Source organism: Streptomyces sp. A5-4 (genome assembly GCF_051131715.1).
GTDB lineage: Bacteria > Actinomycetota > Actinomycetes > Streptomycetales > Streptomycetaceae > Streptomyces.
In genome coordinates this window covers 9000913-9027499 of the sequence record NZ_CP178591.1, presented here as the reverse complement: position 1 = coordinate 9027499, position 26587 = coordinate 9000913, and the positions used below count along the sequence as shown (strand labels likewise).

At 68.5% G+C, this 26587-nt stretch carries 25 protein-coding genes and 2 pseudogenes; 18 read left to right on the top strand and 9 right to left on the bottom strand.

Features of this window, described 5'->3' with window-relative positions:
* Position 1: 1 nt before the first annotated feature.
* Positions 2-1756 carry an IS1182 family transposase gene (locus ACLLJJ_RS42315; RefSeq protein ID WP_434587476.1) on the bottom strand — a complete coding sequence of 585 codons (1755 nt, stop codon included), beginning with the start codon at positions 1754-1756 and terminating at the stop codon, positions 2-4.
* A gap of 148 nt (positions 1757-1904) precedes the next feature.
* Here ACLLJJ_RS42315 and ACLLJJ_RS42310 point away from each other — a divergent pair, with 148 nt between their 5' ends.
* The 5 genes and pseudogenes from ACLLJJ_RS42310 to ACLLJJ_RS42290 all read left to right on the top strand — a co-directional run.
* A complete protein-coding gene (locus ACLLJJ_RS42310; protein ID WP_434600076.1) occupies positions 1905-2108 on the top strand; it encodes a hypothetical protein in 204 nt (67 codons plus the stop codon).
* A gap of 834 nt (positions 2109-2942) precedes the next feature.
* The gene (locus ACLLJJ_RS42305) at positions 2943-3227 is read left to right on the top strand and encodes a transposase (RefSeq protein WP_434600075.1); all 285 of its coding nucleotides are present in this window, start codon (positions 2943-2945) and stop codon (positions 3225-3227) included.
* 332 nt (positions 3228-3559) lie between these two features.
* Positions 3560-4339: a transposase gene (locus ACLLJJ_RS42300; protein ID WP_434600131.1), complete on the top strand. Its 780-nt coding sequence runs from the start codon at positions 3560-3562 to the stop codon at positions 4337-4339.
* A 45-nt stretch (positions 4340-4384) separates the two neighbouring features.
* Positions 4385-5107: an IS6 family transposase gene (locus ACLLJJ_RS42295; protein WP_434600067.1), complete on the top strand. Its 723-nt coding sequence runs from the start codon at positions 4385-4387 to the stop codon at positions 5105-5107.
* An 84-nt stretch (positions 5108-5191) separates the two neighbouring features.
* Positions 5192-5533 (top strand): annotated as a pseudogene (locus ACLLJJ_RS42290) (transposase); the annotation flags it as partial.
* 9 nt (positions 5534-5542) lie between these two features.
* On the opposite strand, the gene ACLLJJ_RS42285 reads toward ACLLJJ_RS42290, so the two are convergent.
* From ACLLJJ_RS42285 to ACLLJJ_RS42275, 3 genes are all read right to left on the bottom strand, one after another.
* Positions 5543-7642: a recombinase family protein gene (locus ACLLJJ_RS42285; RefSeq protein WP_434592529.1), complete on the bottom strand. Its 2100-nt coding sequence runs from the start codon at positions 7640-7642 to the stop codon at positions 5543-5545.
* A gap of 273 nt (positions 7643-7915) precedes the next feature.
* Positions 7916-8404 (bottom strand): helix-turn-helix domain-containing protein, encoded by a 489-nt coding sequence (locus ACLLJJ_RS42280; RefSeq protein WP_434592526.1) that lies wholly within the window; start codon positions 8402-8404, stop codon positions 7916-7918.
* 174 nt (positions 8405-8578) lie between these two features.
* A complete protein-coding gene (locus ACLLJJ_RS42275) occupies positions 8579-8848 on the bottom strand; it encodes a DUF5372 family protein (protein ID WP_434592523.1) in 270 nt (89 codons plus the stop codon).
* Between the two features lie 86 nt (positions 8849-8934).
* Between ACLLJJ_RS42275 and ACLLJJ_RS42270 the strand changes: the two genes are divergently transcribed.
* From ACLLJJ_RS42270 to ACLLJJ_RS42220, 11 genes and pseudogenes are all read left to right on the top strand, one after another.
* On the top strand, positions 8935-9906 hold the full coding sequence (locus tag ACLLJJ_RS42270; protein WP_434600066.1) for a hypothetical protein: 972 nt from the start codon (positions 8935-8937) through the stop codon (positions 9904-9906).
* Positions 9903-10562, top strand: a complete 660-nt coding sequence (locus tag ACLLJJ_RS42265) for an AAA family ATPase (RefSeq protein WP_434600065.1) — start codon at positions 9903-9905, stop codon at positions 10560-10562. Before ACLLJJ_RS42270 ends, ACLLJJ_RS42265 begins: the two co-directional genes overlap by 4 nt.
* Before the next feature lie 105 nt (positions 10563-10667).
* A complete protein-coding gene (locus ACLLJJ_RS42260) occupies positions 10668-11846 on the top strand; it encodes a tyrosine-type recombinase/integrase (protein WP_434600064.1) in 1179 nt (392 codons plus the stop codon).
* Positions 11843-14467 (top strand): tyrosine-type recombinase/integrase, encoded by a 2625-nt coding sequence (locus ACLLJJ_RS42255; protein WP_434600063.1) that lies wholly within the window; start codon positions 11843-11845, stop codon positions 14465-14467. The genes ACLLJJ_RS42260 and ACLLJJ_RS42255 overlap by 4 nt, the downstream gene beginning before the upstream one ends.
* Positions 14464-15051 (top strand): DUF6262 family protein, encoded by a 588-nt coding sequence (locus tag ACLLJJ_RS42250; RefSeq protein WP_434600062.1) that lies wholly within the window; start codon positions 14464-14466, stop codon positions 15049-15051. The genes ACLLJJ_RS42255 and ACLLJJ_RS42250 overlap by 4 nt, the downstream gene beginning before the upstream one ends.
* A gap of 192 nt (positions 15052-15243) precedes the next feature.
* A complete protein-coding gene (locus ACLLJJ_RS42245; protein ID WP_434600130.1) occupies positions 15244-15852 on the top strand; it encodes a hypothetical protein in 609 nt (202 codons plus the stop codon).
* A gap of 125 nt (positions 15853-15977) precedes the next feature.
* Positions 15978-16286 (top strand): transposase, encoded by a 309-nt coding sequence (locus ACLLJJ_RS42240; protein WP_351285884.1) that lies wholly within the window; start codon positions 15978-15980, stop codon positions 16284-16286.
* Positions 16287-16312: 26 nt separating this feature from the next.
* A complete protein-coding gene (locus ACLLJJ_RS42235) occupies positions 16313-17200 on the top strand; it encodes an IS3 family transposase (RefSeq protein WP_434600679.1) in 888 nt (295 codons plus the stop codon).
* 30 nt (positions 17201-17230) lie between these two features.
* Positions 17231-17620, top strand: a pseudogene (locus tag ACLLJJ_RS42230) (TniQ family protein); the annotation flags it as partial.
* Between the two features lie 228 nt (positions 17621-17848).
* Complete coding sequence (locus ACLLJJ_RS42225) at positions 17849-18928, top strand: hypothetical protein (RefSeq protein ID WP_434600129.1); 1080 nt, start codon at positions 17849-17851, stop codon at positions 18926-18928.
* A 96-nt stretch (positions 18929-19024) separates the two neighbouring features.
* Positions 19025-20248 carry an ISAs1 family transposase gene (locus ACLLJJ_RS42220; protein ID WP_434600128.1) on the top strand — a complete coding sequence of 408 codons (1224 nt, stop codon included), beginning with the start codon at positions 19025-19027 and terminating at the stop codon, positions 20246-20248.
* Positions 20249-20380: 132 nt separating this feature from the next.
* On the opposite strand, the gene ACLLJJ_RS42215 is transcribed toward ACLLJJ_RS42220, so the two are convergent.
* From ACLLJJ_RS42215 to ACLLJJ_RS42195, 5 genes are all read right to left on the bottom strand, one after another.
* On the bottom strand, positions 20381-20617 hold the full coding sequence (locus tag ACLLJJ_RS42215) for a hypothetical protein (protein ID WP_434600127.1): 237 nt from the start codon (positions 20615-20617) through the stop codon (positions 20381-20383).
* Positions 20614-20802 (bottom strand): hypothetical protein, encoded by a 189-nt coding sequence (locus ACLLJJ_RS42210; RefSeq protein ID WP_434600126.1) that lies wholly within the window; start codon positions 20800-20802, stop codon positions 20614-20616. The genes ACLLJJ_RS42215 and ACLLJJ_RS42210 overlap by 4 nt, the downstream gene beginning before the upstream one ends.
* A gap of 120 nt (positions 20803-20922) precedes the next feature.
* Entirely contained in the window at positions 20923-21531 is a 609-nt protein-coding gene (locus tag ACLLJJ_RS42205; RefSeq protein ID WP_434600125.1) for a C39 family peptidase, read from the bottom strand.
* Complete coding sequence (locus ACLLJJ_RS42200) at positions 21524-22516, bottom strand: threonine ammonia-lyase (protein ID WP_434600124.1); 993 nt, start codon at positions 22514-22516, stop codon at positions 21524-21526. The genes ACLLJJ_RS42205 and ACLLJJ_RS42200 overlap by 8 nt, the downstream gene beginning before the upstream one ends.
* Positions 22513-23466: a D-alanine--D-alanine ligase family protein gene (locus ACLLJJ_RS42195; RefSeq protein WP_434600123.1), complete on the bottom strand. Its 954-nt coding sequence runs from the start codon at positions 23464-23466 to the stop codon at positions 22513-22515. The genes ACLLJJ_RS42200 and ACLLJJ_RS42195 overlap by 4 nt, the downstream gene beginning before the upstream one ends.
* A gap of 134 nt (positions 23467-23600) precedes the next feature.
* On the opposite strand from ACLLJJ_RS42195, the gene ACLLJJ_RS42190 reads away from it, so the two are divergent.
* Positions 23601-25001: a UDP-N-acetylmuramoyl-tripeptide--D-alanyl-D-alanine ligase gene (locus ACLLJJ_RS42190; RefSeq protein WP_434600122.1), complete on the top strand. Its 1401-nt coding sequence runs from the start codon at positions 23601-23603 to the stop codon at positions 24999-25001.
* Between the two features lie 193 nt (positions 25002-25194).
* Positions 25195-26517: a helix-turn-helix domain-containing protein gene (locus tag ACLLJJ_RS42185; protein WP_434600121.1), complete on the top strand. Its 1323-nt coding sequence runs from the start codon at positions 25195-25197 to the stop codon at positions 26515-26517.
* Positions 26518-26587: the final 70 nt, after the last annotated feature.

The following is a 26587-nucleotide window of genomic DNA, read 5'->3' as shown; positions in this document are numbered from 1 at the left end:
TTCAGGCGGAGAGTCGGTAGTTGAGTCGTTCGAGTCGGCTGTGGCGGGTGCGGTCGAGGGGGCCGGTGGTCCAGTGGGCGTCGAGTCGGATCACGTTGAGCGCGGTGGCGGAGAAGGCGTGTTGGAGGCGGACTTTCGGGAGGCCGCGGTAGCGGGCCCGGCGGATGCCTGTGACGTCGAGGGCTTGATTGATGGTGCCCTCGACGCCGGCCCGGAGGGCGTATTTGTTCTTCCAGGTGTCGGTCTTCTGCTCGGCGCGGGCTCTGGCGAGGTTCTCGTGGAGTTCCTCGGGCCGCAGGGTGAGCATGCGGCGCCCGGTCTGCGAGGTGGTGCACTGCTTCTGGAAGGGGCATTCCCGGCAGGTCAGGACGCTGAAGGTGATCACGATGGCGTCGGTGCCATGCTGTTTCACCGGGTTCCAGTGGGAGCTGGTCTTGCCGGCGGGGCAGCGGACCTGACGGGTCTTCCAGTTGATGGTGAAGGCGTTCTTGTCGAAGCCCTCGGCGGCCTTGGCCTGCGCGGAGCGGTCCAGGAGGACCGGAGTGACCATGCGGATACCCTGGCCCAGGGCCTTGGTGATCAGGTCCGCGGAGGGGTAGCCGGAGTCGAGGTAGTGCTCGGTCGGCTTCACCCCGTGCGCGGCGAGCTTGCGCTGGATCGGGGCAGTCGCCTTCACATCGGGCACGGTCGCGTCGGTGGTGTGCACATCGGTGATCAGATTCGGCATCACCCCAGCCGCTGCCTCCGCCCCAGCTACGGCGTCGGCGTCGGCGTCGGCGTCGGCGTCGGCGTCGGCGTCGGCGTCGGGGAGAGTGGAGCAGGTTTCCGTGAGGTGGATCTTGTAGCCCATCCAGAACAGGTCATCGCCCTTGGCTGCCCAGCGTGCGTCCGCGTCGTAGGGGGAGGCCAGGCGGAGTTGACCGGGCGGGACGCCGTCGTCGGCGTCCCGCTTCTTGATCACCTGCCGTCCCCGGCTGTCGCTGCGGATGATGTAGGTCTGAACGAGGACCTGCCGCAGCAGGTGCACGGCCTCGATCTGACGGATCCATACCGGGGCGTCATCGGCCCAGGCGGCCCGGCACAGGGCGAGGGCGTCCTGGCCGAAGACCTGGGCGAGGCGGTCGCGTTTCGTTTGCGAGGGCGGCATGCGCCAGCCGTCGACCCGCGGCCCGTACCGCTCGGCGAACTCCGTCACGTCGATCTGCCCGGCCAGCCAGAGGGGGGCCGCGACCGCGAGGGCCTCCAGGGCAGCGCGCACGCTCTCGCCGGCCAGCTCCAGGCGGTTCAAGTCCCGCACCGCGCTGATCACATGGGTGGAGTCGGTGCGCTGCTTGCCCCCGGCCGCCACCAGACCGGCGTCCTTGCAGTGCTCAAGGAGCCGGTCGAAGACCACCCGCTCCATGCCGTTGTCCGCGAGCCGGGCCCTGAACTTGCTGAGCACACTGGCATCGAAGCCGGTGTCGGTGAGCTCCGCCCCGAGCGCGTACTTCCAGTCGATGGCCCGCACCGCCATCGCCGCGGCCTGCCGATCGGTGAGGTCCTCGGCGAACTGCAACACCGTCACCAGCGACAACACCCCAGGCGACAGGCCCGGCGCCCCGCGCACCCCGAACGCCTCGACGAACGGCTCATCGGCGAAGACCTCCGCCAACTGGTCCCGCACCCGTATCGCCAGACTCCCCTTCGGGAACGCCGCCCGCGCCACCACCACGGTCTGCTCCGGGATCCCCGGGAGTCCCACCGGCCGCATCGACATCCGTACCGCCTCCACGGCCGCACGACGGAGAAGCGACCTCAGGAACGATCATCGCGGACCCGCCCTCACCCCCGCAGTGAATTGGGCAGCAGAGTCAACATCACTTCCAAAACCACGTCAGTGGATCAAGGCTAAGGCGGCGGTGTCCATGCTGACCGTCCAGTACGCCCGCGCCTACCCCAACCTCCGCATCAACGTCGTCGACCCCGGCCCCACCGCCACCGACCTCAACCGCTTCCAGGGGTCCCAGACCGTCGAGCAGGGCGCCGCACCCATCGTCGAGGCAGCACTGACCACCCGCCAGGGCCCCAGCGGCACCTTCGTCGACGGCGCCGCCATCAGCCCCTGGTGAACCGCGCTCCTCTTGGAGGTCCGAAAGAGGCGTCGGACGTGTCGGTTGGTGAGAGGGCAGATGACGAGGGCGAGAAAGGCTTCATGGTGTCGTCGTGTCGTTCCCAGCAGACGCGGAGACGAACGATAGCTGTGCAACCAGGCGATCGTGCACTCGACAACCCAGCGGTGACCGCACAGGCCGGAGCCCCGCGGGGAACCTGCGGCGGGCGATCATCGGTTTGACACCCAGGCCCCGAACCGGACGGCGGTCGTGGTCGTGGTCGTGGTCGTGGTCGTAGCCGCGGTCGTGATCGCGGTCGCGGTCGCCGAGCAGGGCATCAGGCCACCGGCGTGGTCGTCCCGTCGGTTACCGACGGGATTCTTCGCGGCAAGAGCATCACCTGGGTAACGTCACCGGCAGATTCCGCAGGTCAGGGACACCGCGAGCGGGATGCTCCGCCCGTCGACGAGGACGTGGCGCTTGCTGCCCAGACGCGCGGCCGACCGGTCTGGGGCAGCTTGGGGCCCCCGAGCGGCCCTGACGTGGGAGGAGCCGATCACGGCCTGCGACCGATCGAGCTCCTTCGCCGTCCGAAGTCACGACCCGGACCTTCGTGGCCAGCGCGTCCAGTGCGTCCAGCGTCGAGAGCGCCGGCTCCAACCCGACCTCCGACCTCGGGGCTGGCTCTGCACATTTTTTGCAGTGCCGATATCCAAGGCCGCGCAGGACAGCGGTTCGCCGCCGGTCCAAGTCCCGCGTCACCAACCATGCGGTGGTCCAACTCAGGGGCCCCGAAGTTTCCGGACAGTGACCCAATAGGGTTGCCCTGTCCAGGAAATGAGGAAGCACGAAGTGGCACGCGTTCCGTACACCCCGGAGTTTCGCCGAGAAGCGGTCCAGTTGGCGCTCCAGTCAAACAGGCCGATTTCCCAGACGGCTCGGGAACTTGATGTGAATTCCGAGACGCTGCGTACCTGGGTTCGCCGGTATGAGCGCGAGCATGGGAAACAGACCGGGCCGCTGCCCGTCGATGAGCGTGCCAGGCTCAAGGAACAGGACCGGCGTATCCGCGAGTTGGAGATGGAGAACGCCTTCCTGAAAAAATGCGCTGCGTACTTCGCGAAGGATCCCCGGTAGGGAGCAAGTACGAGTTCATCGAAACGATGCGACTCGACACTGCGGAGTACGCGTTCCCCGTTGAGTTCATGTGTGAACGCCTCGACGTGTCCAAGTCCGGCTACTACGAATGACGGGTCTTCGAGCTTGGTGGGGGTGCGGTGAGTGCCAACGGCCGCGATGGCTACGCAGCGTGACGTTTAGTCGGGTGTGGCGCCCCCGATGTGAAGAGCCCGCAGGGCTTCGTGATCATGGTTGGTGTCTAGACAACGGATCAAGAAGAACCTGCGGGCTCGACCATCAACGATACAGAGATCAACGCGGCGGCGACGCGCCTGCTGGGGGTAGAGGGGGTGAGTGTGGTGAACGTCGTGGACGACGGGGCGGGCGGCAGCCTGGTGCACGTGGTGACCGCCGACCCGGCCGCGCGGGCCTGTCCTGGCTGCGGGGTGTTCGCCACCCGGCTCAAGGACTACCGCACCACCCGGCCCAGGCACCTGCCCTGCGGGGGCCGGCCCGTGGCCGTCCACTGGCGCAAGGCCCGCTGGTACTGCGCCGAAACCCGGTGCGAGCGCGGCTCGTTCACCGAGCAGATACCGCAGGTTACTGCCGGAATGCGGACGACGATCACGTTGCGCCGGGCGGCTGGGGCGGCGGTGGTCGACGGCGGCCGCACCATTGTCCAGACCGGCCGCGATCTGGGGCTCTCCTGGCCGGTCGTCCACCGCTGCTTCATCTCCTTCGCCGCCACCGCCCTGCCTGCCGAGCCCGAGGCCACCGAGGCGGTCGGGATCGATGAGACCCGGCGCGGCAAGCCGGTCTGGAAGCAGAACCCGGACACCGGCAAGTGGGAACTCCTCGCGGATGCCTGGCACATCGGCTTCGTCGACGCCATCGGCGGACGCGGCCTGTTCGGCCAGGTCGAGGGACGCAACGCCGCCTGCGTCGCCGCCTGGCTCACCCTCCAGCCCGAACACTGGAAACAGCACGTCAAGTACGTCGCCATCGACCTGTGCGCGACCTTCCGGGCCGCCGTGCGCACCGCACTGCCCGATGCGGTCGTGGTCGTCGACTGCTTCCACATCGTCCAGCTCGCCCAACGGTGTTGTCAACTTGGGCTGAGGGTGGTCTGACTGTCATGATCATCGGGTTGGTCGTGGCTGGTGAAGGGGCAGGTTGTGGAGTCGGTACAGGCAGCGTCGTACCGGGGTTTCCGCTACCCGCCGGAGATCATCGCGCACTGCGTATGGCTGTACTACCGCTTTCCCCTCAGCTTCCGTGAGGTGGAGGAGATGATGCTGGAGCGCGGCGTCGTCGTGTCGTACGAGACGATCCGTCAGTGGACCCGCAAGTTCGGCCCTGCCTACGCGGGCGCCCTGCGCCGACGCCAGCCGCGGCCGGGCGATAAATGGCATCTGGACGAGGTGTTCCTCAAGATCAATGGCGAGCTGAAGTACCTGTGGCGGGCCGTCGACGCCGACGGCAATGTCCTGGACATTCTGGTGACCAGTCGCCGTGACACGGTTGCGGCCAGGCGTTTCTTCAAGAAACTGCTGAAGGGGACCGGGTCGGTGCCGCGGGTGGTGGTCACCGACAAGCTCCGTAGTTACGGGGCCGCGCTCCGGGAGGTGCTGCCGTCGGTCGAGCACCGCGCGCACAAGGGATTGAACAACCGGGCGGAGAACTCCCATCAGCCGACCCGGCAACGCGAACGCGCGATGAAAGGCTTCCGCTCCGTCGGCTCAGCCCAACGGTTCCTGGGAGCCTTCAGCCGGATCTCCCCACACTTCCGACCCCGCCGACACCGCCTCACCGCACCCGGCCACCGCACCGAGATGACCGACCGTTTCACCACCTGGAGGCAGATCACCACCGGTGCCGGCCTGCCCGCTGCGGCCTGACCCAGGGACCCCACCGCGGCCAGACACATCCCGAACCCGATCACGCCACCGCAGGCTCCAACAAGTTGACAACGCCCGGTCGTCCTCACTCTCGCCTTGGACCTCTACACGCACTCGTGCTGCGCTTTCCGCCTGACGATGGTCTCGGACACCTCGGTGGACATCGCGATGCTGCTGCGGGACGTGATGATGCCGCTGCCGATGCGGGAGGGCTGGGGCGAGGAGATGCAGTGGCCCTACCCCGGGGTCCCGGCCGACATCATCGCCGACTTCGCCGGCCACAAGGTCGCGGGCCTGCCGTTCTTCGCCCCGGAGACAGTCACCACCGACCACGGCGCCCCCTACAAGAACCACCAGATCGTGCAGGCCCAGGACGAGATCGGCTGCAACATCCTTCCCGCCCGCACCTTGCGGCCGTCGGACAAACCTCGGGGTTCATACTGCGCCTCTTTCGGTTGATGCGGCGGGTGTTGGGTTGTCGACCAGTTCGTAGGCCGGTGGTCGGCCGGTGCGGGGGCGGGTGAAGTCGGGGTCGGGCAGGTGGTATAGGTACTCGCCCTTGTCGTTGGCCAGGCGGCCGCTCAGCAGTCCGTCGTCGCGCCACTTCTTGACGGTCTTGGGGTGTACTTCCAGGCGGCGGGAGATCTCGCGCAGGCTGACCATGCCCAGGTCGGCCAGTCGTTGGGGGTGGCTGAGGAGACGGTGGGCGGTGCGGATGTGCTGAATGATCCGGGCCTGGAGGGGGTGTCCGCTGCCGCTGAGGTGGCCGCGGTCGGTGAGGATCTTGGCGATCTGGCCGTCGGTGTGGTCGTCCAGGAGCTGATCGATGGCGGTGACGACTTCCGGTGGAGTCTGGCGGATCTGCCAGGACGCCAGCGGAACGGGCATCGTCAGGGTGTGTTCCTGGCCGCCACGGAGGCGGACGTGCGCGGTGATCTGCTCGGCGCGGGCCAGGGTGACGTCGGTGATCAGTAGCCTGACCAGGCGTTTGCGTTCCCGCACCGGGGTGGCCGGGTCGTTCCACAGTTTCGGGAAGTCGCTGGCCAGAGCGGTGATTCGGGCCCGCTGAGTGTCATCCAGGGCGCCGATGCCGGAGGCTTTCGTCTTCTCATAGGTGTCGGTGGCCTCGGCGAGTTCACGCAGACAGGCGTTCCAGTCGGCCTCCAGACTGGTGGCGACCAGGCGGTTGTCCGGGTCGACCGCGAGATAGCGGCGCCGGGCCAAGTCGGCTTGGTAGCGGGCACGTTCGACGGTGGCGGCCCGCAGCCGGTCGGCGTCGTCCGCGCGGGTGGCCAGTTCCTCGGCGACGGCCAGGGCGGCCTCCAGCGCGAGCGGGGTCAGTGCCTGTACCAGCAGATGTCCGACGGCGGCGTCGACGCCGGCGCCGTGAACGCGCTGGCAGACGGGGTTGCCGTGCTCGATGCCTCTGGCCTGGCAGACGTACTCGGGCTCGACACGGTCTTTGCGCTGGTGGTAGCGCACGGTCATGCGGCGTCCGCAGATCCCGCAGACCGTGATGCCCTGCAGCAGGGCGGGGCCCTCGCGCGGCGGGCCGTGCCGTCGGTCTTTCCCGTGAGCGGTGGCGTTGGCGACGAGTTTGGCCTCGTTGGCCTCGTACTTTTCGAAGGTGATGAAGCCGGGGTGGTGGCCTGGGAAGAGCGCGATCCACTCCTCGCGTGGTCGCAGCTGTGGCCCGCTCTTCCCGCTGCCGGGGCTGCGTTTGTGCTGGTAGCGGCCGTAGAAGAACGCTCCGGCATAGCGCGGGTTGTGCAGGATCTTCAGAATCCGTGAATGCGCGGCCGGCGCCCAGACGACCTTCCCTTTGTCCGGGCCGTGCTTCAGTCGCCGGGGCAGTCGCAGACCGTCGTGGTTGAACGCCTTCACCACAGCGGTGGCCGAGCCGGTGGCGTCGAAGTAGTCGAAGACCGCGCGGATCGCGGCGACGATCGCGGCATCGGGGTCGAGTACGACCTTGCCCGAAGGGTCGTAGACCAAGCCGATCGGAATAGGACTGATCAGGTCCCCGCGCCGGGCTTTGGACAGCTGTCCGCCCCGAAGACGTGCCTTGAGCAGGTGCAACTCCGCCTCTGACATTGATCCTTTGAGACCCAGCAGCAACCGGTCGTTGAAATCACAGGGGTCGTAGAGGCCGTCCTCGTCCAGGATCAGCGTCCCGGACATCGCGCAGATTTCCAGGAGCCTGTGCCAGTCGGTGTTGTTGCGCGCGAGGCGGGATACCTCCAGGCCGAGCACGATTCCGGCGTGGCCCATGCCGACCTCGGTGACCAGACGCTGGAAGCCCTCCCGGTCGGTGGCGGTGGCGCCGGACTGGCCCTGGTCGGTGTCGATGACGATGATCCGGTCGGCGGGCCAGCCCAGCGCGATGGCCCGGCTCTTGAGCCCGTACTGCCGCACCGTCGACTCGGTGTTGTGCAGGACCTGCTTGATCGAACTCTGGCGGACATAGAGATACGCGTCCCGGGTCAGATGATCAGCAGTCACCTTGAGCGCGGGCCCGAACAGTTGCTCATCCATCTCCCACTCCAGTACGTGAATCGCGCAGGTCAAGGGGCATGCGCCAGGACCATTCGGGACCAGACACGGATGATTTCCGGCTCCACCGGTCCCGGCAGGCTCGGTGGCGCCGCCGAGACCGGAAGCCGTCGCGGGACGGCGCTCACCAGGGCGGCGGTCACCCGCAGGAACGTGACCAGACCCTTGGCGGCCAGCACCGCGAGCCCGTGCCGCGGCCCAGCGGACGCCCCGCGCAGACGCTCGTAGTTCTCAACGCCCGCGGCAACGTCCGGTTCAGGACCGGACTATGGGCTCCTCCGGGTCGCTGGACTCCCGCCGACGAGCCAGTGCCCGTTCCACCGACCGCGGATGGACCGGAAAGCCGAAGACGGCCTCCACCCGCTCGGCCAGCTCCCGGGACTTCAGGGCCGGATCGGTCGCCAGCCAGCCCTCGACCTGCACCATCACCGCCTCGGTGAGCTTCAGCGGACCCTTAGGGCCCGGCTTCCCGGCGGCCAGGGCGCTCGGGCCGCCGGCGTCCAGGGCAGCGGCGACCTCATAGAACGCCTGACGGCAGTACCCGAAGGCACGGGCCGCCTGCGTGACGGGCACCTTGTCGATCCGCACCCGGCGCACCATCTCGTACTTGACCTGCACCACGTCCCTGGCGTCGCAGAACCGCGAGGCCAGAAACACCACGTCGGTCACCTTCTCCGGGCGCGGGTTCAGCGACCGGGTCGCCACCAGCGCCGCCACCTTCGGGTCCTCCACCATCGTCGTCATCAGTCGCCTCTCTGCCCAAATTCCTGTCATCAGGTTCGCGCCGACCCCGTCGGCGGCCAAGGCCGCCGACGGGGCGCACGGAGGCAAACCAGCAGGTGAAACGCGCTACCGCCGACGAGTTTCGCGCGCCCCGCCTTCCAGTGAAGCCCGGTGACGGCGTGGATCAGGCGACGCTCACGGCGCCGATCCGCCGACACCTCGAACCTTCAGGGCATCCAGGTGATCCGCGACGGCGAGCAGATCCGTGATGCGGAACGGGCAGCGTCCCGCGGCCAGCACCACGAACGGATCGACAGGGTCAATATCGGTCCACGCCGCAGGCAGCGAGGTCACCGCCCCGTCCTCACCGACCATCGAGACCCGGTCCTCGTCCCAGGTATGCCGACGATCCACGAACGCGAACTCCTTCCCGAACCACGGGTGGAACCGGTGCGTGACCCGCACAAATCCAGGCCGACTGTCCCGATCGGGTGCAGTCGACGACTCGCGATAAATTCGCGGTCGAGCGGGCTTTCAGCTCGCTGAAGACGATGCTTCTCGAGCACCTGCTGGGGTTCACGGGGACCGACGTCGCCGACCGCGGCGCGGATCCCGAGGCCGACGCGGTGCTGACGATCGGGCAGATGGAACACGTCATCGCGACCTGGATCGTGAAGATCTGGCAGAACCACGCCCTCGGTGAGTACGCCCCCAGCTGGGAGCCCGGCGGGCAGCACAGCCCGAACTCACTGTTCGCCGCAGCGATGCACCAGGGTGGCTGGGCCATGCAGATCCCGACCCCGGACCTCTACTACAAGCTGCTGCGCAAGCACGACGTGATGATCCATCCGCGTCGCGGGGTGAAGATCCTCGGGCTCTACTACTACGACCCGGTGCTGGACGAGCCCCGCTTCCAGGGCCCCTCGGCCCGCGGCGGCCGACACGGAGGGCGATGGGCCGTCCGGAGCGACCGGCGCGATCGCCGCAAGGTCTTCCTCCAGGACCCGGACGACCACGACACGTGGCACGACCTGCGCTGGACGGGACTCTCGTCACAGGGCGAGATTCCTGCCTTCTCGGACAAGACCGTGGAGGCCCTCATGGCCGACGTCCGCCAGCGCAAGCTCAAGCCCCTCGGCGACGCCGAGCTTCTGCCCCTGCTCCTGGAAATCCTCCGGACGGTGAACCCGGTCGATCAGTGGCCCAGCCAGATGACCCGCAAGGAGAAGGTCGCCCGGTCCCGCCTGACCGCCCAAGGCCGGGCAGCGGAATCCGACCGCCCCCCACCGAAGGAGACGGCGGCTGAGGAGGTAAGTCCGTACGTGGCCGCCGAGGAATTGGCCGAACCGTCGTGGTCGCGGGACGTGCGAACCGTCCAGGCCGCCGTCGACGCGGAACTACGCCGGCGCCGCGAAGACCTCGGCCGGCCACCGGCCGCTCCTCAACTGCTCGATGACGCCCTGCGGAAGCGGAGCCTGTTCCTGCTGCCCGATCTGGATGACGAACCGGGGGACGACGCATGACCAACAGGACGGTGGCACGCGATCTGCTGGCTGGTCTGCCCTCCCGGAGGAGGATCGCCGAGTTGATCCTGTCGGACACACCCAGCCGCGACACGTTCGCCGGCTGGCAGCACTTCCGGGCCACCCGCGGTCTGCTGGTGCCGGCCCAGCGGTTGTCCGCCTTGGACTGGGCGACGCTGCCGCTCAGGAGACGTGACGACTACGACACCTTCCGGCAGATGACCAACGTGAATCTGCCGCTGCAGGAGACGCCGATGGAGGCGAAGGTGTCCCGGCTGATCGACCGCCGGCTCACCGCCAACACCCGCAAGAAGGGAGACCCGACTCTGGCCGGGGCCATGGTCAGCGGCTGGGGCCAGCATGGGAAGACCGCCACCGTCTGCCGGGTCGTCGCCGCGTTCGAAGACCGGTGGCTGAAACTTCACAAGTCGGCCAACCCAGCGTCCGTGCCGGGCACGGTCGACCTGCACTCCCCAGTCGTCTACGTCCAGGCTCCGGTCACCGCGACACCCAAGAGCACCTGCGTCACCATCTTGAACTTCTTCAGGGCCCCGTCCCGGAGCCTGACCCTGCCGCAGCTCGTCCGCCAGGTCGCCGAGTCGCTCAGAGACCACGGGGTGAAGGTCTTGATCATCGACTTTACCGACCGCCCGTAGTCCTGCCAGTGATGTCCGTCTGGGACTGTGATCAGCACGTCCTGGGCTTGTTTACCGACCGTGTCCGGGACGTCAGTCATGTTCTGGAGTCGGTACGGAGGACAAGTGGTACGGCACGTCATGGTCGGGGACCTGAGGGTCCAGCGGATCGAGCGGAAGGACGGGCAGCGGTCGTGGACGATCGTCTGGCCCGAGGGAACACTGCACACGGAGGCGGACCGGTTCCTGCGTGAGCACGAGGGCTCGGGCACGCAGAAGACCTACGCGTACTACCTGGTGGACCACCTGCGGTGGCTGGAGCGTGAGTGCCTGACCTTCGGCACGGTCCAACTGCGGGATCTGGAACGGTACATGGGCATCGTCGGCGCCGAGGTTCGCATACCGCTCGGAGAACCGTGGCGGGTGGGCAAGCGCCCCTACGGCCGCTCGGCGCTGTCGACCGCGGCCGCCTGCCTGAAGGGCTTCTACCTGCTGCAGGCTTCTCGCGGCATCAACGGCGAGCTCGGCAAGAAGCTCGACAAGTCCCGCCTGCCGACGCGGGCGGACAGGCGCCGCTCGTTCCTCGGGCATGTGAAGAACACGCTGCCGACCAACCCCCTGGCGCCGAAGGGGCCGCACCGCCGGCACCCGAAGATGCTGCCGGAGGGGGCCAGGGAGAGGCTGCTGGGGACGGTGAACACCGCCCGTGACCGGCTGGTCGTCGACTGGCTCGCCGACGGCGGGCTTCGGATCGGCGAGCTCTGCGGGCTGCACCTCGTCGACCTGCACCTGCGGGAGAACGCGGCCTGCGGCGAGTGCCGCACCCCGCACCTGCACGTCTGCCACCGGCCCGGCAACCTGAACCGGGCCGAGGCCAAGACCAAGCACTCCTGGCGGGTCGAGCGCGGGACGGTGACCGGCGGGCTGATCAAGCGCGTCAGTCCCGCGATGGTGCACTCCTACTTCGAGTACATGACGACCGAGTACCCGCGCGGCGCCGGGCACGGCATGCTCTTGGTCCAGCTGCACGGCGCTGATACCGGCCAGCCGTGGGCGCCGGTCGGCGCCCGGCGGATGCTCGGCCGGGCCGGGAAACGCGCCGGGTTGGGGCTGGTGAAACCCCATGCCTTCCGGCACACGTTTACCTCGGCGGTTCTCGATGCCGCGGACGGCAACACCCTGATCGCCCGCGACGCAGGTGGCTGGGCGTCGGCCGCGATGGTCGATGAGGTCTATGGGCATGTCGATGTCCACGACCCGGTGTTCGATGCCGCACTGCGTTCGGTCTGGGGTGAGACGAAGTGACCGCGAACTCGCTGCTGCCGCTCTACACCGAACGTCCCGACCGCGAGGGCCGGGACCGGCTGGAGATCCTCACCGCGTTGATCGGTGCCCCGTTCTTCGATCCTATCTTCCGTGGAGTACTCGTACGGGTTCCCCAAGACCACCCCGTCTACCAGTGGGGATGCGTCGTCGGCGCCTGCGAACGCGTCCGGTCCGGAGGGACGGACCTGTGCTCCAACCACCTTCATCAGTGGGGAAAGGCGCGGGAGTCGGGCACGACGCGGGCGGAGTTCCTCACCGCGGCACAGCCGCTGTCCCGGGCCGAGTTCGAGCGCGAGGGCCCGTGCTTGATCTGCCCCGATCGGCCGGCGGAGCCGCGAACCGACCTGCGGTTGTGTCGCTACCACTACAGCTCTTGGAAGTACTACGTCGCCCCGCGCGATTCCGCGGCGGACTTCGAGCAGTGGGTTGCCGAGCAAGCGCCCCGCGAGGGTTACGGAAACTGCAAGGCCACGGTCTGCCCCGGGCAGGCAGAGTCGCCGCTGGGTTTGTGCAGCTGGCACTGGCACCGTTACAAGCGCGACCGCCGCCCCGGCGGGGCGGCTCTTCCGGCCAGCTGGTGGCAGCGCTATGAGAGCCAGGGACACTCCGTCCCGGTCTCCTGCACGGACGAGGATGCCTTCCGCGGATGGTGCGCGACGGTCGATCCGGCCCCGCGGCCGGGACTGGTCAACCTGCGCGGTCTGCGGCCGCTGCTGCGAGCCGAGATCCAGTACGCCCTGTTTGCCCATACCCAGCAGGATCGGCACAGCATCTGGCGCCTGGACTGGATCCAGAAGCTCGTCAACCTCGCGCGTGAACGCGACGCCGGCTCGCTGACCGACCTGGACCTGGACGACTTCCCGCGCTTCCACACCTCGATCGTGAAGAAGATGCTCCACTACCTGCGGCTGGTCTATTTCACGCCCGAACAGACGCGGGATGCCGGGTTCCTTGAGACCGACCACTTCGGCATCCGCTTCCCTCACCGGGCCAGCCACATCGACCTGACTCGCATCACTCAGCGCTGGCTGCGTGACCTGCTCTGGGACTACACCGCGGAGCTCATCCGTTCGCCCCACCGCCCGCGCACCGCGGTGCCCATCGACGGCATTCGCCGGGCCTGCACCGAGCTGAGCGCGTTCATGGAGGTCGATGCCCCGGGCGGAGGCCATGACCCGAGCTCTTTGCGGGTGGAGATCATGCACCGCTTCATCGCCGATCAGCAGCACCGTGAACGCCATGGGCTGCCCTCGCTGGTGATGAAGGGGCTCTACGGCAAGCTGTCGACGGTCACCTCCGTCACCCGCACCGACGTGTTCAACGGAGTCCGCAAGCTGCTGCGGCACGCGCTGGAGAACGGCGCGGCCGAACAGCTCGGCCTGGATCGCGAGTTCATCATCGCCATGCCCTTCGCCGGGGGCGAGCCGCTTCGGGCCCGGCGGCCCTTTCCCGACGAGGTCGCCCGGGCCCTGGCCGACGAGGCGAACCTCGCCCACCTCGCACAGACCCACGATCCCGATGACCAGGGGATGCGGGACGTCTGGGAGACCATCGTCGTGACCGGCCGCCGCGTGAACGAGGTCCTCAAAGTGCGCTGGAACTGCATCGGCCGCTACGGCGGTCTGGCGATGTTCTGGCACGACCAGACCAAGGTCGGCAACTACGACACGGCGATACGTATCCCCGACAGCCTCTACGACACTCTCGCCGAGCGGCAGCGCAAGACGCTGGACCGCTTCGTCGCCCGGCACGGACGTCGCCCAACCAGTGCCGAACGCGCCCAACTCGCCCTGTTCACCAGCAAGGTCCGCAACCCCGACGGGTCCACCGCCCTGTCCTACCAGTGGTTCCACCGACGATTCCGGCAATGGATCACCGAGCTCGACCTCGGCCAGCTCGTTCCCCACCAGGCCCGCCACACGCTGGCCACCAGCCTGCTTCGGGCGGGAGCCACCCTGACCCACATCCGCCGCTATCTCGGCCAGGTCTCGGACCGGATGGCAGAGCACTACGTACATCTGACCAGCGAAGACCTGGAAAACGTCCTCCAGCACGTCTGGGTCGCCGGCCCCGGCACCGCCCAACCCGGCGAACTCCTTGCTGGTGACACCACCCCGCTCACCCGCGAGCGGGCCCAGGCCCTCGCCATCGACCTCGCCCGCCGCAGCACCCCCGCCGAGGGCGGGTTCTGCACCTTCCAGCCCGTCGTCGACGGCGGCGCCTGCCCCTGGAACCTCGACTGTCACAACTGCGACAAGTTCGTCCTCTCCGGCGCCGACCTCCTCTACTGGCAGCGCAAGCGCGAACAATGGCGGCTGCTGGCCGAGGGCGCCCCAGACGACGCCACGGCCGACTACCTGCACCGCTACTTCGAGCCCACCGCCCGCGCCATCGACGGCCTGGAGAAGGCCCTGGCCGGCCTCGGCCTACTCGACGACGCTCTCGCCCTGGACCTGCGCAAACCCCAGGACTACTTCCACCGCGTCTGGTCCACCGCCTTCCGCGCCGCCGACCTCGCCGACGCGGGCGACGAAGAGCAGAACGAGTACAGCGATACGTACATAACCGACGACAACGACCCCGAGCAGGACATCGCATGAAGACCGCTGCCGTTCCCGAACCCCGCACCGCCGCCGCCCTGGCCGCCCGCCGCCACAAGACCGAGACCGCCCTGAAGCGGGTCAGCGAGGCCATCACCCGACTCCGGCGCGAGAAGGCCCAGGTCAGCGTTGCCGCCGTCGCCCGTCGCGCGGACGTCTCCCGCACCTTCCTCTACGACAATCCCGAGGCCAGAGCCGTCATCGCCTCCGCGATGGCCGAGGCCGGAGACCGCCGGACCCAGTTGCTCGCCGACCAGGACGAGGAACGTGAGACGACCTGGCGCGAACGCGCTCTGAATGCCGAAGACGCCCTCAAGGCCACCCACGGCGAGATCCTCACCCAGCGGACCCGAATCGGTGAACTCCTTGGCCAGATAAGGGACTTGGAAGCCGAATGGACCGAGGAAGCCATTCAACGGATCACCACCGAGAACACCACCCTCAAACAACGAGTCCGTCAGCTCACGGCCGACAACCGCACCCTCGACGAGCGCCTCAAGGCCGCCCGTTCCAACCTCCGCTTCCAGGACCGCCGCGTCGCCGACCTCGAAGCCCGCATCACCGACCCGGGATCGGCGACCTGATCCTGTTCCTCTGACCAGATCGCGGCCCGTCCACCATCCCGGTGGATGGGCCGCCCCATGAGACCACCCGGACAAACTTCGGCAACGGCCCCAACTCCCCGTCGCGGACATGTAGTCTATGAAACATCGCAGTTCAGAGCCGGTATCCGAGCTCCTGCGGTCGGTAATATCGACGACATCACACGTCTGCGCATGCACCGGGCCGACGACCAGGACACCCTCGACCTGATCCGGGCGTTCATGAGCATGCACGTCACCCTCGTCCTGGTCGGCGTCAACATCCAGGCATCCGGCCTGCTGCGCGAGGGCCTACGCGACGCCGCCACCGGCCAGTGGACGCTGCCGCCCGCCTCGTCGCGCCGGGTCAACGGCCTGGAGGCCACCCAGACCGAGCGGCGCTTCGACCTGGTCGAACTCGGCCCTTTCCGCTACGACAGCCCGGCCAACATCGCCGCTTGGGTCCGTCACCTGACCGGCGTCGAGAACACGCTGCGTCTGCTCGACGCCGGCCCCGGCATGCTGAGTACGGGGACGATGCCCGAGTACCTCTATGAACGCGCCAGCGGAGTGGTCGGTCTCCTTGAACGACTGATCGAGGACGGCTGCCGCGAGGCCATGGACTGCGGGCAAGAGCACCTGACCGAGGCTCTTTTGGACACGATCGCCATCGATCTTGACGGTTCACCCGCCCGCGATGCCGCCGCCGGCGAGATTCCATTCGTCCCGTCCCGGAAGCGGGCCACCAAGCAAGGCCGGAACACGGTCTTCGATGACCGGGGGCCGACCGGGGAGGTGGGATGAAGCACACCAGGATCACCCCGTTGCCGCGCAGCCTGGCTCCCCTGCCCGGCGAATCTTGAGGTTCCCCCGAGATGCGGAAGATGGTGACAGAGGGTCAGATGGTTCTCATGAGAGGAACATCGGCCATGGCTGCCCCCAGAAAGTACTCGCTGGAGTTGCGTGAGCGTGCGGTGCGGATGTATCGCACCTCGGATCCGAAGCCGCAGATCAAGAAACTGGCCGTCGACCTCGGCGTGCATCCGGAGGCTCTGCGTGGCTGGATCCGCCAGGCCGAGGCGGATGCCGGCGAGCGTGATGACCGGCTGACCACCGACGAACACGCCGAGCTCATGGCACTGCGAAAGGAGAACGCCCAGCTCAAGCGGGCGAACGACGTACTACGGACGGCCTCGGCGTTTTTCGCGGCGCAACTCGACCCGACCCGGCCCAGGTAACCGCGCTCCTCGACGAGCACCCCCACCTGGGAGTCGAGTGCGTACTTCGGGAACTCTCCATCGCCTCCTCCACCTACTACCGCTGGCGCCGCGCCGAGAAGGAGCCCTGCGAGCGGCGTCGCCGCGACGTCGAGCTCACCGAGCAGATCAAGGAGATCCACACCGGGTCCGGTGGCGTCTACGGGTCGCCGCGTGTCCACGCCATACTGAAACGCGAGGGCGTCCATGTGGGCCGCAAGCGGGTCGAACGGTTGATGCGCGAGGCCGATCTGGCGGGTCTAAGCCCACGCCGCAAGGGCTTCACGCGCCGCGATCCCAAGGCCACGCTCGCCCCGGACCTCGTCAACCGGGACTTCACCGCCGAGAGGCCGAACCGGCTGTGGGTCACCGACCTGACGATGATCGCGACCAGCGAGGGCCCCTTGTGGCTGTCCGCGATCCGCGACGCGTTCTCCCGCAGAGTGGTGGCCTGGGAGACCTCCGCCCGCGCGGACGCCGACCTGGTCCTGTCCAGTCTCGAGTACGCGCTCGCCTCCCGCGAGGTTGAGCCCGGCAAGCTCGTCCACCACGCCGACCACGGCTGCCAATACACATCCATTAAGCTCACAACCCGCCTTCTACGGGCGGGCGTTGAGGCTTCGATGGGTTCGGTCGGGGACAGTTACGATAACGCCCTCGCGGAGAATCTGTGGATGCTGACAAAGACCGAGTGCGTCCGCGGCCGTGTCTTCGCCACGAGGGCCGAAGCGAACCTCGCACTCTTCGAGTACTTCGACGGCTTCTATAACAGTCGGCGCATCCAGAAGCGGCTCGGCTACCTCAGCCCGATCGAGTTCGAGGAGAGGTACTACTCCGATCAGGCAACGACCAGAAGAGCGAACCTGAAACCCCGTCAACCCTCCCTGACCAGCTGATCAGCATCTCCCGAGTAACGGGGGAACCTCATCTCTCCCTGGGTTCCTGCTCAGGCTGAGTTACCGCCTCGCAGTGCCCCCGGCCGATCTGATCCGCCGAACAGGGCTGGGCCAAGGGTCCACCTATGTCAGTCCAGTCCTTTCCACCGAACTGCCGGCCAGCATGGCGGAAGATTTCGCCTGGCCACCCGACTTTCCCTCGCGGAAGTTGAAGCCCTAACTCTCCGGCCCCTCGCCTCCCGCTTCCCGCCGGTTCGGCAAGCACTTCAAAGAGCAATGTATCTGCATTGGCTCTTCGGGAAGGCCGCCCGGTACTGCCCGCATTGCCTGGCTGGCGACAGCTCCCTTATTCAGCGACGTTTCGGAGGGACATGGAATGCGCTATGGCGGTTGCCCGACGTATTCCTCTGCGCCGAGCACCGATGTTTTTTGGAACACCTTTGTCCTGCATGCTGGCAGCCCGTCACGGGCAATAAGCACCGACGTTTGATCTCACGCAGCGCCAAGGTCGGGTTGCACCCAGCGCAGTGCCGATCCTCTGTGGTATCTGCCTCGGCGCCCTCTCGCGGTCAATTCATCGCGATCTGCGGCGCACGACTTGATCGGTCAACACGTGCGCAGGACGCACCCAGGCAGCAGCATGTCGACTTGCAAGGCCGGATCTTCGCAAAACTCGATCCCCACCACCCAGCGGAGCAGTCGGCCAGCTACTTCACTGAACTCCACCTGCTCAGTTCACTCATCATCGCGACATGGCCGGCAGCCCACCCCAACGTCTCTGACCCGACGACTCTGGCCGCTGACCGGGTCCTGACCCAACGGCGCAGGGGAGAAGCAGCAGGCACCGCCACTTTCACTTCCAACTCCCCTCCCGTCGATGCGCGGGCTTGCGCCGCAATCCTCCTGACCGCAGACACCATGCTCAGCTCCCCCGATATGGCCACCGCATTTGCCCCGCTCATGCCGACCTCTGAACCAGGCATCCGGAGGGCGCAGCTCTACAACACCTGGGAAGTGGCCTTCAAAGGCGTCAGACAGGAATGCTCGCCGGAATTCCAACAGGCGGCAGACACAGTCCTCACCAGATATCGATGCACCGGCCAGAAAGGCCGGAGGCGCCCTCACCCGAAAGCAAAATTCCTTCCTCTGCACGTCCCCGCCTTCCTGCTGGACGACTGGGCAGCCCGCCACCTCGCCGAGTTCCCAGTCGTCAACCCATGTGCATTGCGTCGCTCATCTGCCATTCTGCTCGTCCAGCGAGTCAAGGGCGGCTCAGTTGGCGAGGCTTCGCAGTTTCTCGGCATGAATCAGAGCGGCAAGCGTATCGGGGCAATCCGAGATCTAGTGAACCGTCTGCGCTCAGCGGATCTGATCGATAAGTTCGACGCAGCGATCGACTGCTTGGCAGGAGAGCTCGAAAGAACACCGTCGATCAACTATCACCGACGACGAGAGGCCCTGCTCGGCTGGTCGATCCCCGTCGATACCTGGCAGCAATTGCTTGAACAGACGTCCACGTCCCGCGCGCGGCGCGGCATCGCCAGTGACGACGGCAAACGGCTGGCCTCTTCCATCTACGTCTGGGCAGAGGTCACCAAAGGCGAGCAGCGATTCGCTCCCTTTCCACCGACGGCCAGAAGGGATCCAGGTCGGCACTTCCTCCTACGCGGAGACGAGTACCCCACCTACACGGCCCTCAGGGCGGTTGCAAGTTCCGGGATCGCGTAGATCGTCCGCGCCCAGCGGGAGTTGACGCGGCAACAGCACAGGCACGAGACCGGTGATCATCAGGGTGTCTACGCCAGCTGATCACTTTGAGGTCCCGTGCCTGCCGCTCCATCCTTCCCGGTGCCTGCCGTTCTGGCGAAACTGGGTCCCCTCCACGAGCACGACACCGGTCGCCTGTGCGCCCACCTCCGGCGCGTACCCGATCCGCGTTCGCGTCGCGGTCGGTGGTATCCCCTGGTCGGCTTGCTGCTGATCTGCGCCTGCGCAGTCGTCTCCGGCGCCCGGACGATCACCGAGATCACCGAGTGGGGACAGCGCGCCACCACCACGGTGCTGGAACAGTTCGGCATCCGCCGCCACCTGCCCGGACGTCGGCGAGCCCCGTCCCATGCCACCCTCACCCGGCTCTTGGCCGCCCTCGACGGCGATGCCCTGGACACTGCGATCGGTGCCTACCTGGCCGAACGCGACCACACCGATGTCGGCGGCACCGTCTCGTCGCCGCGGCCGGCGATCGCGGTGGACGGCAAGGCGCTGTCCGGATCCGCGCACCGGCAGCAGCGCCACCGGCACCTGCTGTCCGCCGTCACCCACGCCCCCACCGTCACCCTGGCCCAGCGGGAGGTGGGGGCCAAGACCAACGAGACAGCCGCCTTCCGCCCGCTGCTGGAACCACTCGATCTGGCTGGCGCCGTGGTCACCTTCGACGCCCTGCACAGCGTCAAGGACCAGGTGCGCTGGCTGGTGCAAGAGAAGAAGGCCCACTACATCGCGGTGATCAAGGGAAACCAGCCGACCGCGTCGGCCCAGGTCAAGGCCCTGCCGTGGGAGCAGGTGCCCGTGGCGCACACGGTCTCCGGGACCGGGCACGGGCGGCGGGAGTCCCGCTCGGTCAAGGCCATGGCCATCGCTGAGAACCTGGGCGGGATCGCCTTCCCGGAAGCGCGGCTGGCCTTGCGCATCCACCGGCGCCGCCAGGAGAGCGGCAAGCGGCAGACCCGGGAGACGGTCTACGCCGTCACCAGCCTCGATACCCACCAGGCCAGCCCCGCTGACCTGGGCGGATACGTACGCGGGCACTGGGGAATCGAAAACTCCAGCCACCATGTCAGAGATGTGGTGTTCGCCGAGGACGCCTCCACCGTCCACACCGGCAGCGCGCCGCGGGCGATGGCCGCTCTGCGGAACCTGGCCATCGGCAGGCTGCGACTGCTGGGAGCGGACAACATCGCCAAGACCACCCGAGCGATCCGGGACGCACCCGAACACGCCGTCTGGATCTGGGGCATCACCGACAGCCCGCTCCTACCGGGAACTTGAAGCCGCCCTGCACGGCCCTGAGGCACACACTGGACTCCTACGCAGACCGCCTATCCGTAGCGATCGACACTGGGCACTCAACTGGCCAGATAGCCCGCTCATTGGACAACTAGCACGCTCAGTCACAGGCGGTCACTCGTGCCGGGTGCGGCGTTCGCGCAGCGCGGTACGGGCCTGTGTGATGCCGAGCAGGAGCCCGAATTCCTGGAGCGCAATGTGCTGGACGTCCTCGGCCGTGGCGGGCCGGCCCGCGCTGCTGCGGGCGTGGGCGAGTTCCGCGGCGCCCAGGGCGAGGAGCTGTTCACGGTCGCGCTCGTCGTGCTGGTCGGTGGTGTACGCGGCCAGGACCTGCCGCCAGATCCCGCTCACCGCTCGCTCCCGTCGCGCGGGGCGGGGACAGCAGTGACGTACGCGTCCTGCGCCGGCTCGTCCGTCTCATCGTCGGGCCTGTACACACCGAAGGGGCCGGGCAGTCCGGGGACGGCGCCGAGGACCGGGCAGCCCTTCAGGCGGTGCGGGAAGTCGTAGATCACGGGTTCTACCAGGGCTTTCATCGAGCGGTCACAGTCGCGGGCCGACAGTACCGGGCGTCGGCCGGGCCGGGGTCTGGAACCGGGCCGGGTCCGTCACATCCTGTCCCCGGCCCGGGGCCTGTGTCAGCGGTGTCCGTGTTCTCAGGTCAGGGATACCCCGCGGCCGCCGAAGAACTCGGCGAACTCGGCTGCGGGCAGGCTCGCGTTACGGGCCTGTTCGGTGTGGCCGGACGGGTTGCGGAAGTGCACCGTGTCGCCCTGGCGGCCGGTGACGAGCACGAGGTGCCCGCCCTTGCCGGAGGCGGGGTTCTCCGGGCGGCGGATCTCCTTGTGCACGGAGGCCATCACCAGCCGGCCGGCGTCGAGGAGGTCGAGGAGACCGGGCACGGTCAGGTGCGGGTGCACCTCGGCGCCCAGCGGGTGGACGTCGAGCACGTACTGGACGAAGGGGGCGTAGATCAGGCCGCGGATCGCGCCGGTGTCCGGGTCTTCGGTGTAGGCCCCGTACTTCCGGGCGCCGTCGAGGAGTTCGAACATGGTGGGTGCGTCGCCGGTACGGGCCAGGAGCGCCATGCGCAGGCAGGCGATGCCGCACATGTGTCCGTTCCATCGGCCGTAGGTGTCGCGGTCGGGGGCGCCGGACTCCTCCCAGCGGGGGTCGTCGTCGTGGGCGCGGCCTTCGTAGGCGAAGGCGGTGATGAGGTCCGCGCTGGCGTACTGCGTGATCGTGGGGAACGGGTGGTCAGACACGTACGGGTTCCTTCCGGGAGGCAGCCTGGCTGATCAGCCGGTGGAAGGTGGGCAGGTCCACGCCGCCGCCGGAGATCACCACCCCGATCATCCCCGACTCATGGGGGACGAGGCCGCCGAGAACGGCGGCCAGGGCGCAGGCGCCGCTGGGTTCGGCGACGACTTTCAGGTGCCGGAAGGCGAATGCCATGGCGGTCGTGATGTCCTGGTCGGTCACGGTCACCACAGCGTCGAGGAGCCGGGAGTTGACGGCCCAGGTCAGCGGCGAGGGGCTGGTGTGCCCGAGGCCGTCGGCGATGGTGGTGGGGACCTCGGGCAGGGCGATGCGCCGGCCGCAGCGCATCGACAGCAGGGTGTCGGCGCCTTCTTGCGGTTCCACGCCGATGACCTTGATGCCGGGGTTCAGGTGCTTGGCGATCGTGGCGGTTCCGGCTGCGAGTCCGCCGCCGCCGACGGGGACGACGAGGGTCTCGATCTCGGGGTGGTCGGTGAGGAGTTCCAGGGCGGCGGTCCCGGCCCCGGCCATGATGTGCCGGGAGTTCGCCGAGGGGACGACGGCCAGTCCGTCACGGGCGGCGATCTCGGCCACGAGGGCGTCGCGGTTCTCGGCGTCCCGGCGGTAGGTGACGACCCGGCCGCCGAGCGCGCGGATGCCTTCGACCTTCGGGGTCGGGGCGTCGGCGGGGATGACGACGGTGGCCGGCACTTCGAGGAGCCTGCCGGTCAGGGCCAGGGCCTGGGCGTGGTTTCCGGAGGATGCGCCGATCAGACCGCGGGCGCGTTCCGTGGTGGGGAGGGAGGAGGCGTGGTGGTAGGCGCCGCGGAACTTGAAGGAGCCGGTGCGCTGGAGGCTCTCCGCCTTGCACACCACCGGCCAGCCCGCCGCCTGGTCGAGGGAGAGCGCGGACAGGGCCGGGGTGCGGGCGGCGACCAGGGCGAGGTTGGCGGCGGCGTCCTCGACGTCGCGCGCGGTCAGTTCGCTCACGGCCGGTACCCATCACTGGTGGTGGCGGTGGCGAGGATCATGCGGATGAGCTGGTCGTAGTCGATACCCGCCGCGCCTGCCATGGTGGCGAGGTTCCCGGTGTGGGAGAGGCCCGGCAGGGTGTTGACCTCCAGCCAGACCGGGCTCCCGTCGGGCGTGACGATGAAGTCGGAGCGGGAGTATCCGGTGCAGCCCAGGGCGCTGTGCGCGGTGAGCGAGGCGGTGGTGATCGCGTCGAGGGTGGCGCTGGGGAGTTCGGCCGGGCACCGGTAGTGGTACTTGGTCTTGTCGCGCTTGGTGGCGTAGTCGTAGAACTCGGCGTCGGTGGGCAAGGTCTCCAGCGGCGGCAGGGCCACCGGGGAACCGTCGACCTCCAGGATTCCGCAGGTCACCGGTGTGCCGGTGGTGAACGGCTCGGCGAACCACCCGTCGGCGGCCTTCACCGTGGGCAGAGCGGCGGCGAGCTCGGCGGTGTCGTGGCAGACGCTCATGCCGATCGAGCCGCCTTCGGACAACGGCTTGAGGATCAGCGGGAACGCCATCGCGTGGGTGATGACCTGGGTGATCGTGTCGCGGTCACGGGCCGGGACATTGACGGAGGGCAGGACCGCCACGCCGGCGGCGGCCGCGACGGTCTTGGCGAACGTCTTGTGCATGCCGATCGCCGAAGCCGTCACGCCTGAGCCGGTGTAGGGGATGTTCAGGGACTCCAGTAACCCCTGGAGTTTGCCGTCCTCGGCGTACTGTCCGGCGATGGCCAGGAACGCCGTGTCGGCGCCGCGGACCTGGTCGGCGAAGTCCTTGTCGGCGGCGTCCAGGAACACCGTGGTGTAGCCCTGCCGTTCGAGTGACTCCAGGGCGGCGCGGCCGGACATCAGGGACCGTTCCCGCTCGGTGGACCTGCCGCCGGAGACAACGGCGATCCGGCCGGGTTCGAGAGATTGCGTCATCAGTTGGTGCTCCTGTTCGTGGGTGCTCTGGCCGGTCTCGGATGTGCCGGCCCGTCAAGGCGCTACGGTCGAAAAGCCGAACCGGTGGCCTGCTGGCCGTGCCGGGCAAGCCCTGCTGATGCGGAGTTCGTCTCGTGATCCCCCTCTCGCTCGAAGCCGTCGCGGCCGCCGTCGGCGGCCGTCTGTGCGACGTGCCGGACCCGTCCGTGCTGATGACCGCGCCCGCGGTCGTCGACTCGCGCACGGTTCAGCCCGGTGGCCTGTTCGCCGCGCTGCCCGGTGAGCACGCCGACGGGCATGTCTTCGCGCCGAACGCGGTGAAAGTCGGTGCGGTGGCGGTCCTGGCCACCCGGCCCGTCGGCGTCCCGGCCGTGATCGTCGACGACGTGCTCGACGCGCTCGCAGCACTGGCCCGCACCGTGCTGGCCGCCGTACCGGAAGCAACGGTGATCGGGCTGACCGGCTCGGCGGGCAAGACCAGCACCAAGGACCTGATCGCCCAGGTCCTCCCAGAACTCGGGGAGACGCTCGCCACGGTGCAGTCGTTCAACGGCGAGATCGGCATGCCACTGACGATCACCCACCTGGACCAGGGCGTCCGCTACCTCGTGCTGGAGATGGGCGCCCGCGGTATCGGCCACATCGCCCACCTCACGCGTATCGCCCCGCCCACGGTCGGGCTGGTCCTCAACGTGGGAACCGCCCACGTCGGCGAGTTCGGCGGACGCGAGCAGATCGCGAAGGCCAAGGGTGAACTCGTCGAAGCACTCCCCGCGGACGGCCTGGCGATCCTCAACGCCGACGATCCTCTGGTCACCGCCATGACCTCGCGCACCCGCGCCCGGGTGCTGACCTTCGGCATCGAGGCCGAGGCCGACGTACGCGCCCTGGACGTCGCCCTCGACACCTCGGGCCGGGCCTCCTTCACCCTCGCCGCCGAGGGTGCTCAGGCGCGGGTCGATCTGACCCTGCACGGCGCGCACCACGTCTCGAACGCGCTGGCCGCCGCTGCCGTCGCCATCGGGCTGGGCGCCGGCGTGGAGAAGACGGCCGCCGCTCTGTCCCGTGCGGTCCTGGTCGCGTCGGGGCGCATGGAGGTCACCGACCGGCCCGACGGGGTGCGGATCATCAACGACGCGTTCAACGCGAACCCCGATTCGATGAAGGCAGCGTTCACGGCTCTTGCGGCCATGACCGGCGAGCGCCGGACCATCGCGGTCCTGGGCGAGATGAAGGAGCTCGGCGACGGTGGCAGCGAGGAACACCGGGAAGTCGGCCGTCTGGTTGCCGCCGCCGGCATCGACGTGCTGATCGCGGTCGGCGGCGACGACGCTTCTGCGATGGCCGCCGCCGCCCAGCAGGACAACCCGCAGCTGACGGTGGCCAGCGCCCGCGACCGGGACCACGCCCTGACCCTGGCCCGCGACCTGATTCAGAGCGGGGACATCGTCCTGGTCAAGGGCTCCCACAGCGTCGAGCTGGAACACACGGCGGAGCGCCTGGCCCAGCCCGACACCGTGGCCGTAAGCCAGTAGACGCAGGTCAGGCACTGGAATCACTCCTGCCACCGTGGGGTGCAGCGGGCCGCAGCACATTCCGTCGTGCTGCGGCCCGCTGCCGTGGGGAGCCGCCGTTGGCGACTAAGACCAGTCAACGGCCCGACCGGGTCGGTAGTCGGCTGCCAGGCTGTATGCCAGGGTGTAGGCCAGTAACGAGGGGACGCCCGCGATGGAACAGGCATACACACCAGGGCAGTTGATCAAAGAGGCCAGAGACGCCCGGCACATGTCGCAGCAGGACGTGGCGGACGCGCTGAACACCACCGCGGGGACCGCGAGCCTGGGGCGGCACAGCGTCTACCGGTGGGAAGCCGGGCTGCGGCTGCCCGAGGAGTGGTGGCCCCTGCTCTGCCGGGTCCTGGGCATCAGCGAAGACGTCATGGAAGCGGCGATGGCGCGCGCGGTGGCGCTTCGCGGCGGGAACCGGGCCCCTGTTCCCCTGGTCCTGGCCGGTGGCCTCTGGGACCGGGCTGACGCGGATACGCTCGCGGTCATGCTCGACGGAGACCAGGCGGTGACGGCGGACAACGCGGCCGCCATCGCCCACGCCTGGCTCGTGACGCCGCCGCCCCAGGTCGTGCACCAGCGCGCCGGCCGCCGGATCGGCACGGAGCTCCTCGACGAGCTCGACCAGCGCACCGTGCGGCTGCGGCGCCTCGACGACTTCGCGGGCGTCACCGTGCTGGCCCCGGCGGTGATGCAGGAGCTGCGGGAAACGGTGAAGCTCGCCCGGGAGGCGTCCTACACCGAACAGACCGGACGCCGTCTGCTGGCACTGCTCTCCGAGCAGGCCCAGCTCGCGGGCTGGGTGGCCTGTGACGCGGGTCGCGTGGAGCAGGGCGTGAGCCTGTACCTGGCCGGGATCAAGGCCGCGCACGCCGCCGGGGACCGCACGCTGGCGGCACTGAACCTCGGGTGCGCGGGATACGCCTACGCCAACAACGGCCGGGCGGCCGAAGGACTACTGATGGCCCGCTCCGCACTGACGGGATGCGAGGGGAGCGCGAGCCCCCTGGAGCGCACCCTCCTGCTGGACAAAGTCGCCTGGACGGCCGCCAGGGCGGGCGACGCCCGCGAAGCACAGTGGGCGGTCGGACGCTCGACCGCATCCCACGACCAGGTCGACGACGACGCGGAGCGGCCCGACTGGCTGTACTGGTGCTCACGGGACGAGTCCGACGTGATGGCGGGCCGGGTCTTCACCGAGACCCACCGGCCACTGCGGGCCGTGCCCCTGCTGACGGCCGCGCTGGAGCGCTACGACACCACGCACGTGCGGGAAGTCGCGCTGTACTCGTCGTGGCTGGCACAGGCATACGTCGACGCCAACGAGATCGACGAAGCCGCCGCGGTCGCCTCACGGGTGTACGACCTGGCCGCCGCCTCCGACTCACCCCGGGCCGTCCACCGCCTGGACACCGTCCTGAACGCACTCGCACCGTACCGGGACACTCCCGCGGTGCGCGACCTCCTGGAGCGCGCCGCAGCGTAGCGGGAGCCGCCGCGCCAGTTCGTTCATCGCCGACTTCGTCGCCACCGCCCTGACGACCCGGATCACGACC

Coding starts and splice junctions, on each gene's coding strand:
- ACLLJJ_RS42315 (WP_434587476.1), bottom strand. CDS start 1,756: ATGTCGATGCGGCCGGTGGGACTCCCGGGGATCCCGGAGCAGACCGTG.
- ACLLJJ_RS42310 (WP_434600076.1), top strand. CDS start 1,905: ATGCTGACCGTCCAGTACGCCCGCGCCTACCCCAACCTCCGCATCAAC.
- ACLLJJ_RS42285 (WP_434592529.1), bottom strand. CDS start 7,642: ATGGATGAGCAACTGTTCGGGCCCGCGCTCAAGGTGACTGCTGATCAT.
- ACLLJJ_RS42280 (WP_434592526.1), bottom strand. CDS start 8,404: ATGACGACGATGGTGGAGGACCCGAAGGTGGCGGCGCTGGTGGCGACC.
- ACLLJJ_RS42270 (WP_434600066.1), top strand. CDS start 8,935: ATGCTTCTCGAGCACCTGCTGGGGTTCACGGGGACCGACGTCGCCGAC.
- ACLLJJ_RS42265 (WP_434600065.1), top strand. CDS start 9,903: ATGACCAACAGGACGGTGGCACGCGATCTGCTGGCTGGTCTGCCCTCC.
- ACLLJJ_RS42250 (WP_434600062.1), top strand. CDS start 14,464: ATGAAGACCGCTGCCGTTCCCGAACCCCGCACCGCCGCCGCCCTGGCC.
- ACLLJJ_RS42245 (WP_434600130.1), top strand. CDS start 15,244: ATGCACCGGGCCGACGACCAGGACACCCTCGACCTGATCCGGGCGTTC.
- ACLLJJ_RS42240 (WP_351285884.1), top strand. CDS start 15,978: ATGGCTGCCCCCAGAAAGTACTCGCTGGAGTTGCGTGAGCGTGCGGTG.
- ACLLJJ_RS42210 (WP_434600126.1), bottom strand. CDS start 20,802: ATGAAAGCCCTGGTAGAACCCGTGATCTACGACTTCCCGCACCGCCTG.
- ACLLJJ_RS42195 (WP_434600123.1), bottom strand. CDS start 23,466: ATGACGCAATCTCTCGAACCCGGCCGGATCGCCGTTGTCTCCGGCGGC.
- ACLLJJ_RS42185 (WP_434600121.1), top strand. CDS start 25,195: ATGGAACAGGCATACACACCAGGGCAGTTGATCAAAGAGGCCAGAGAC.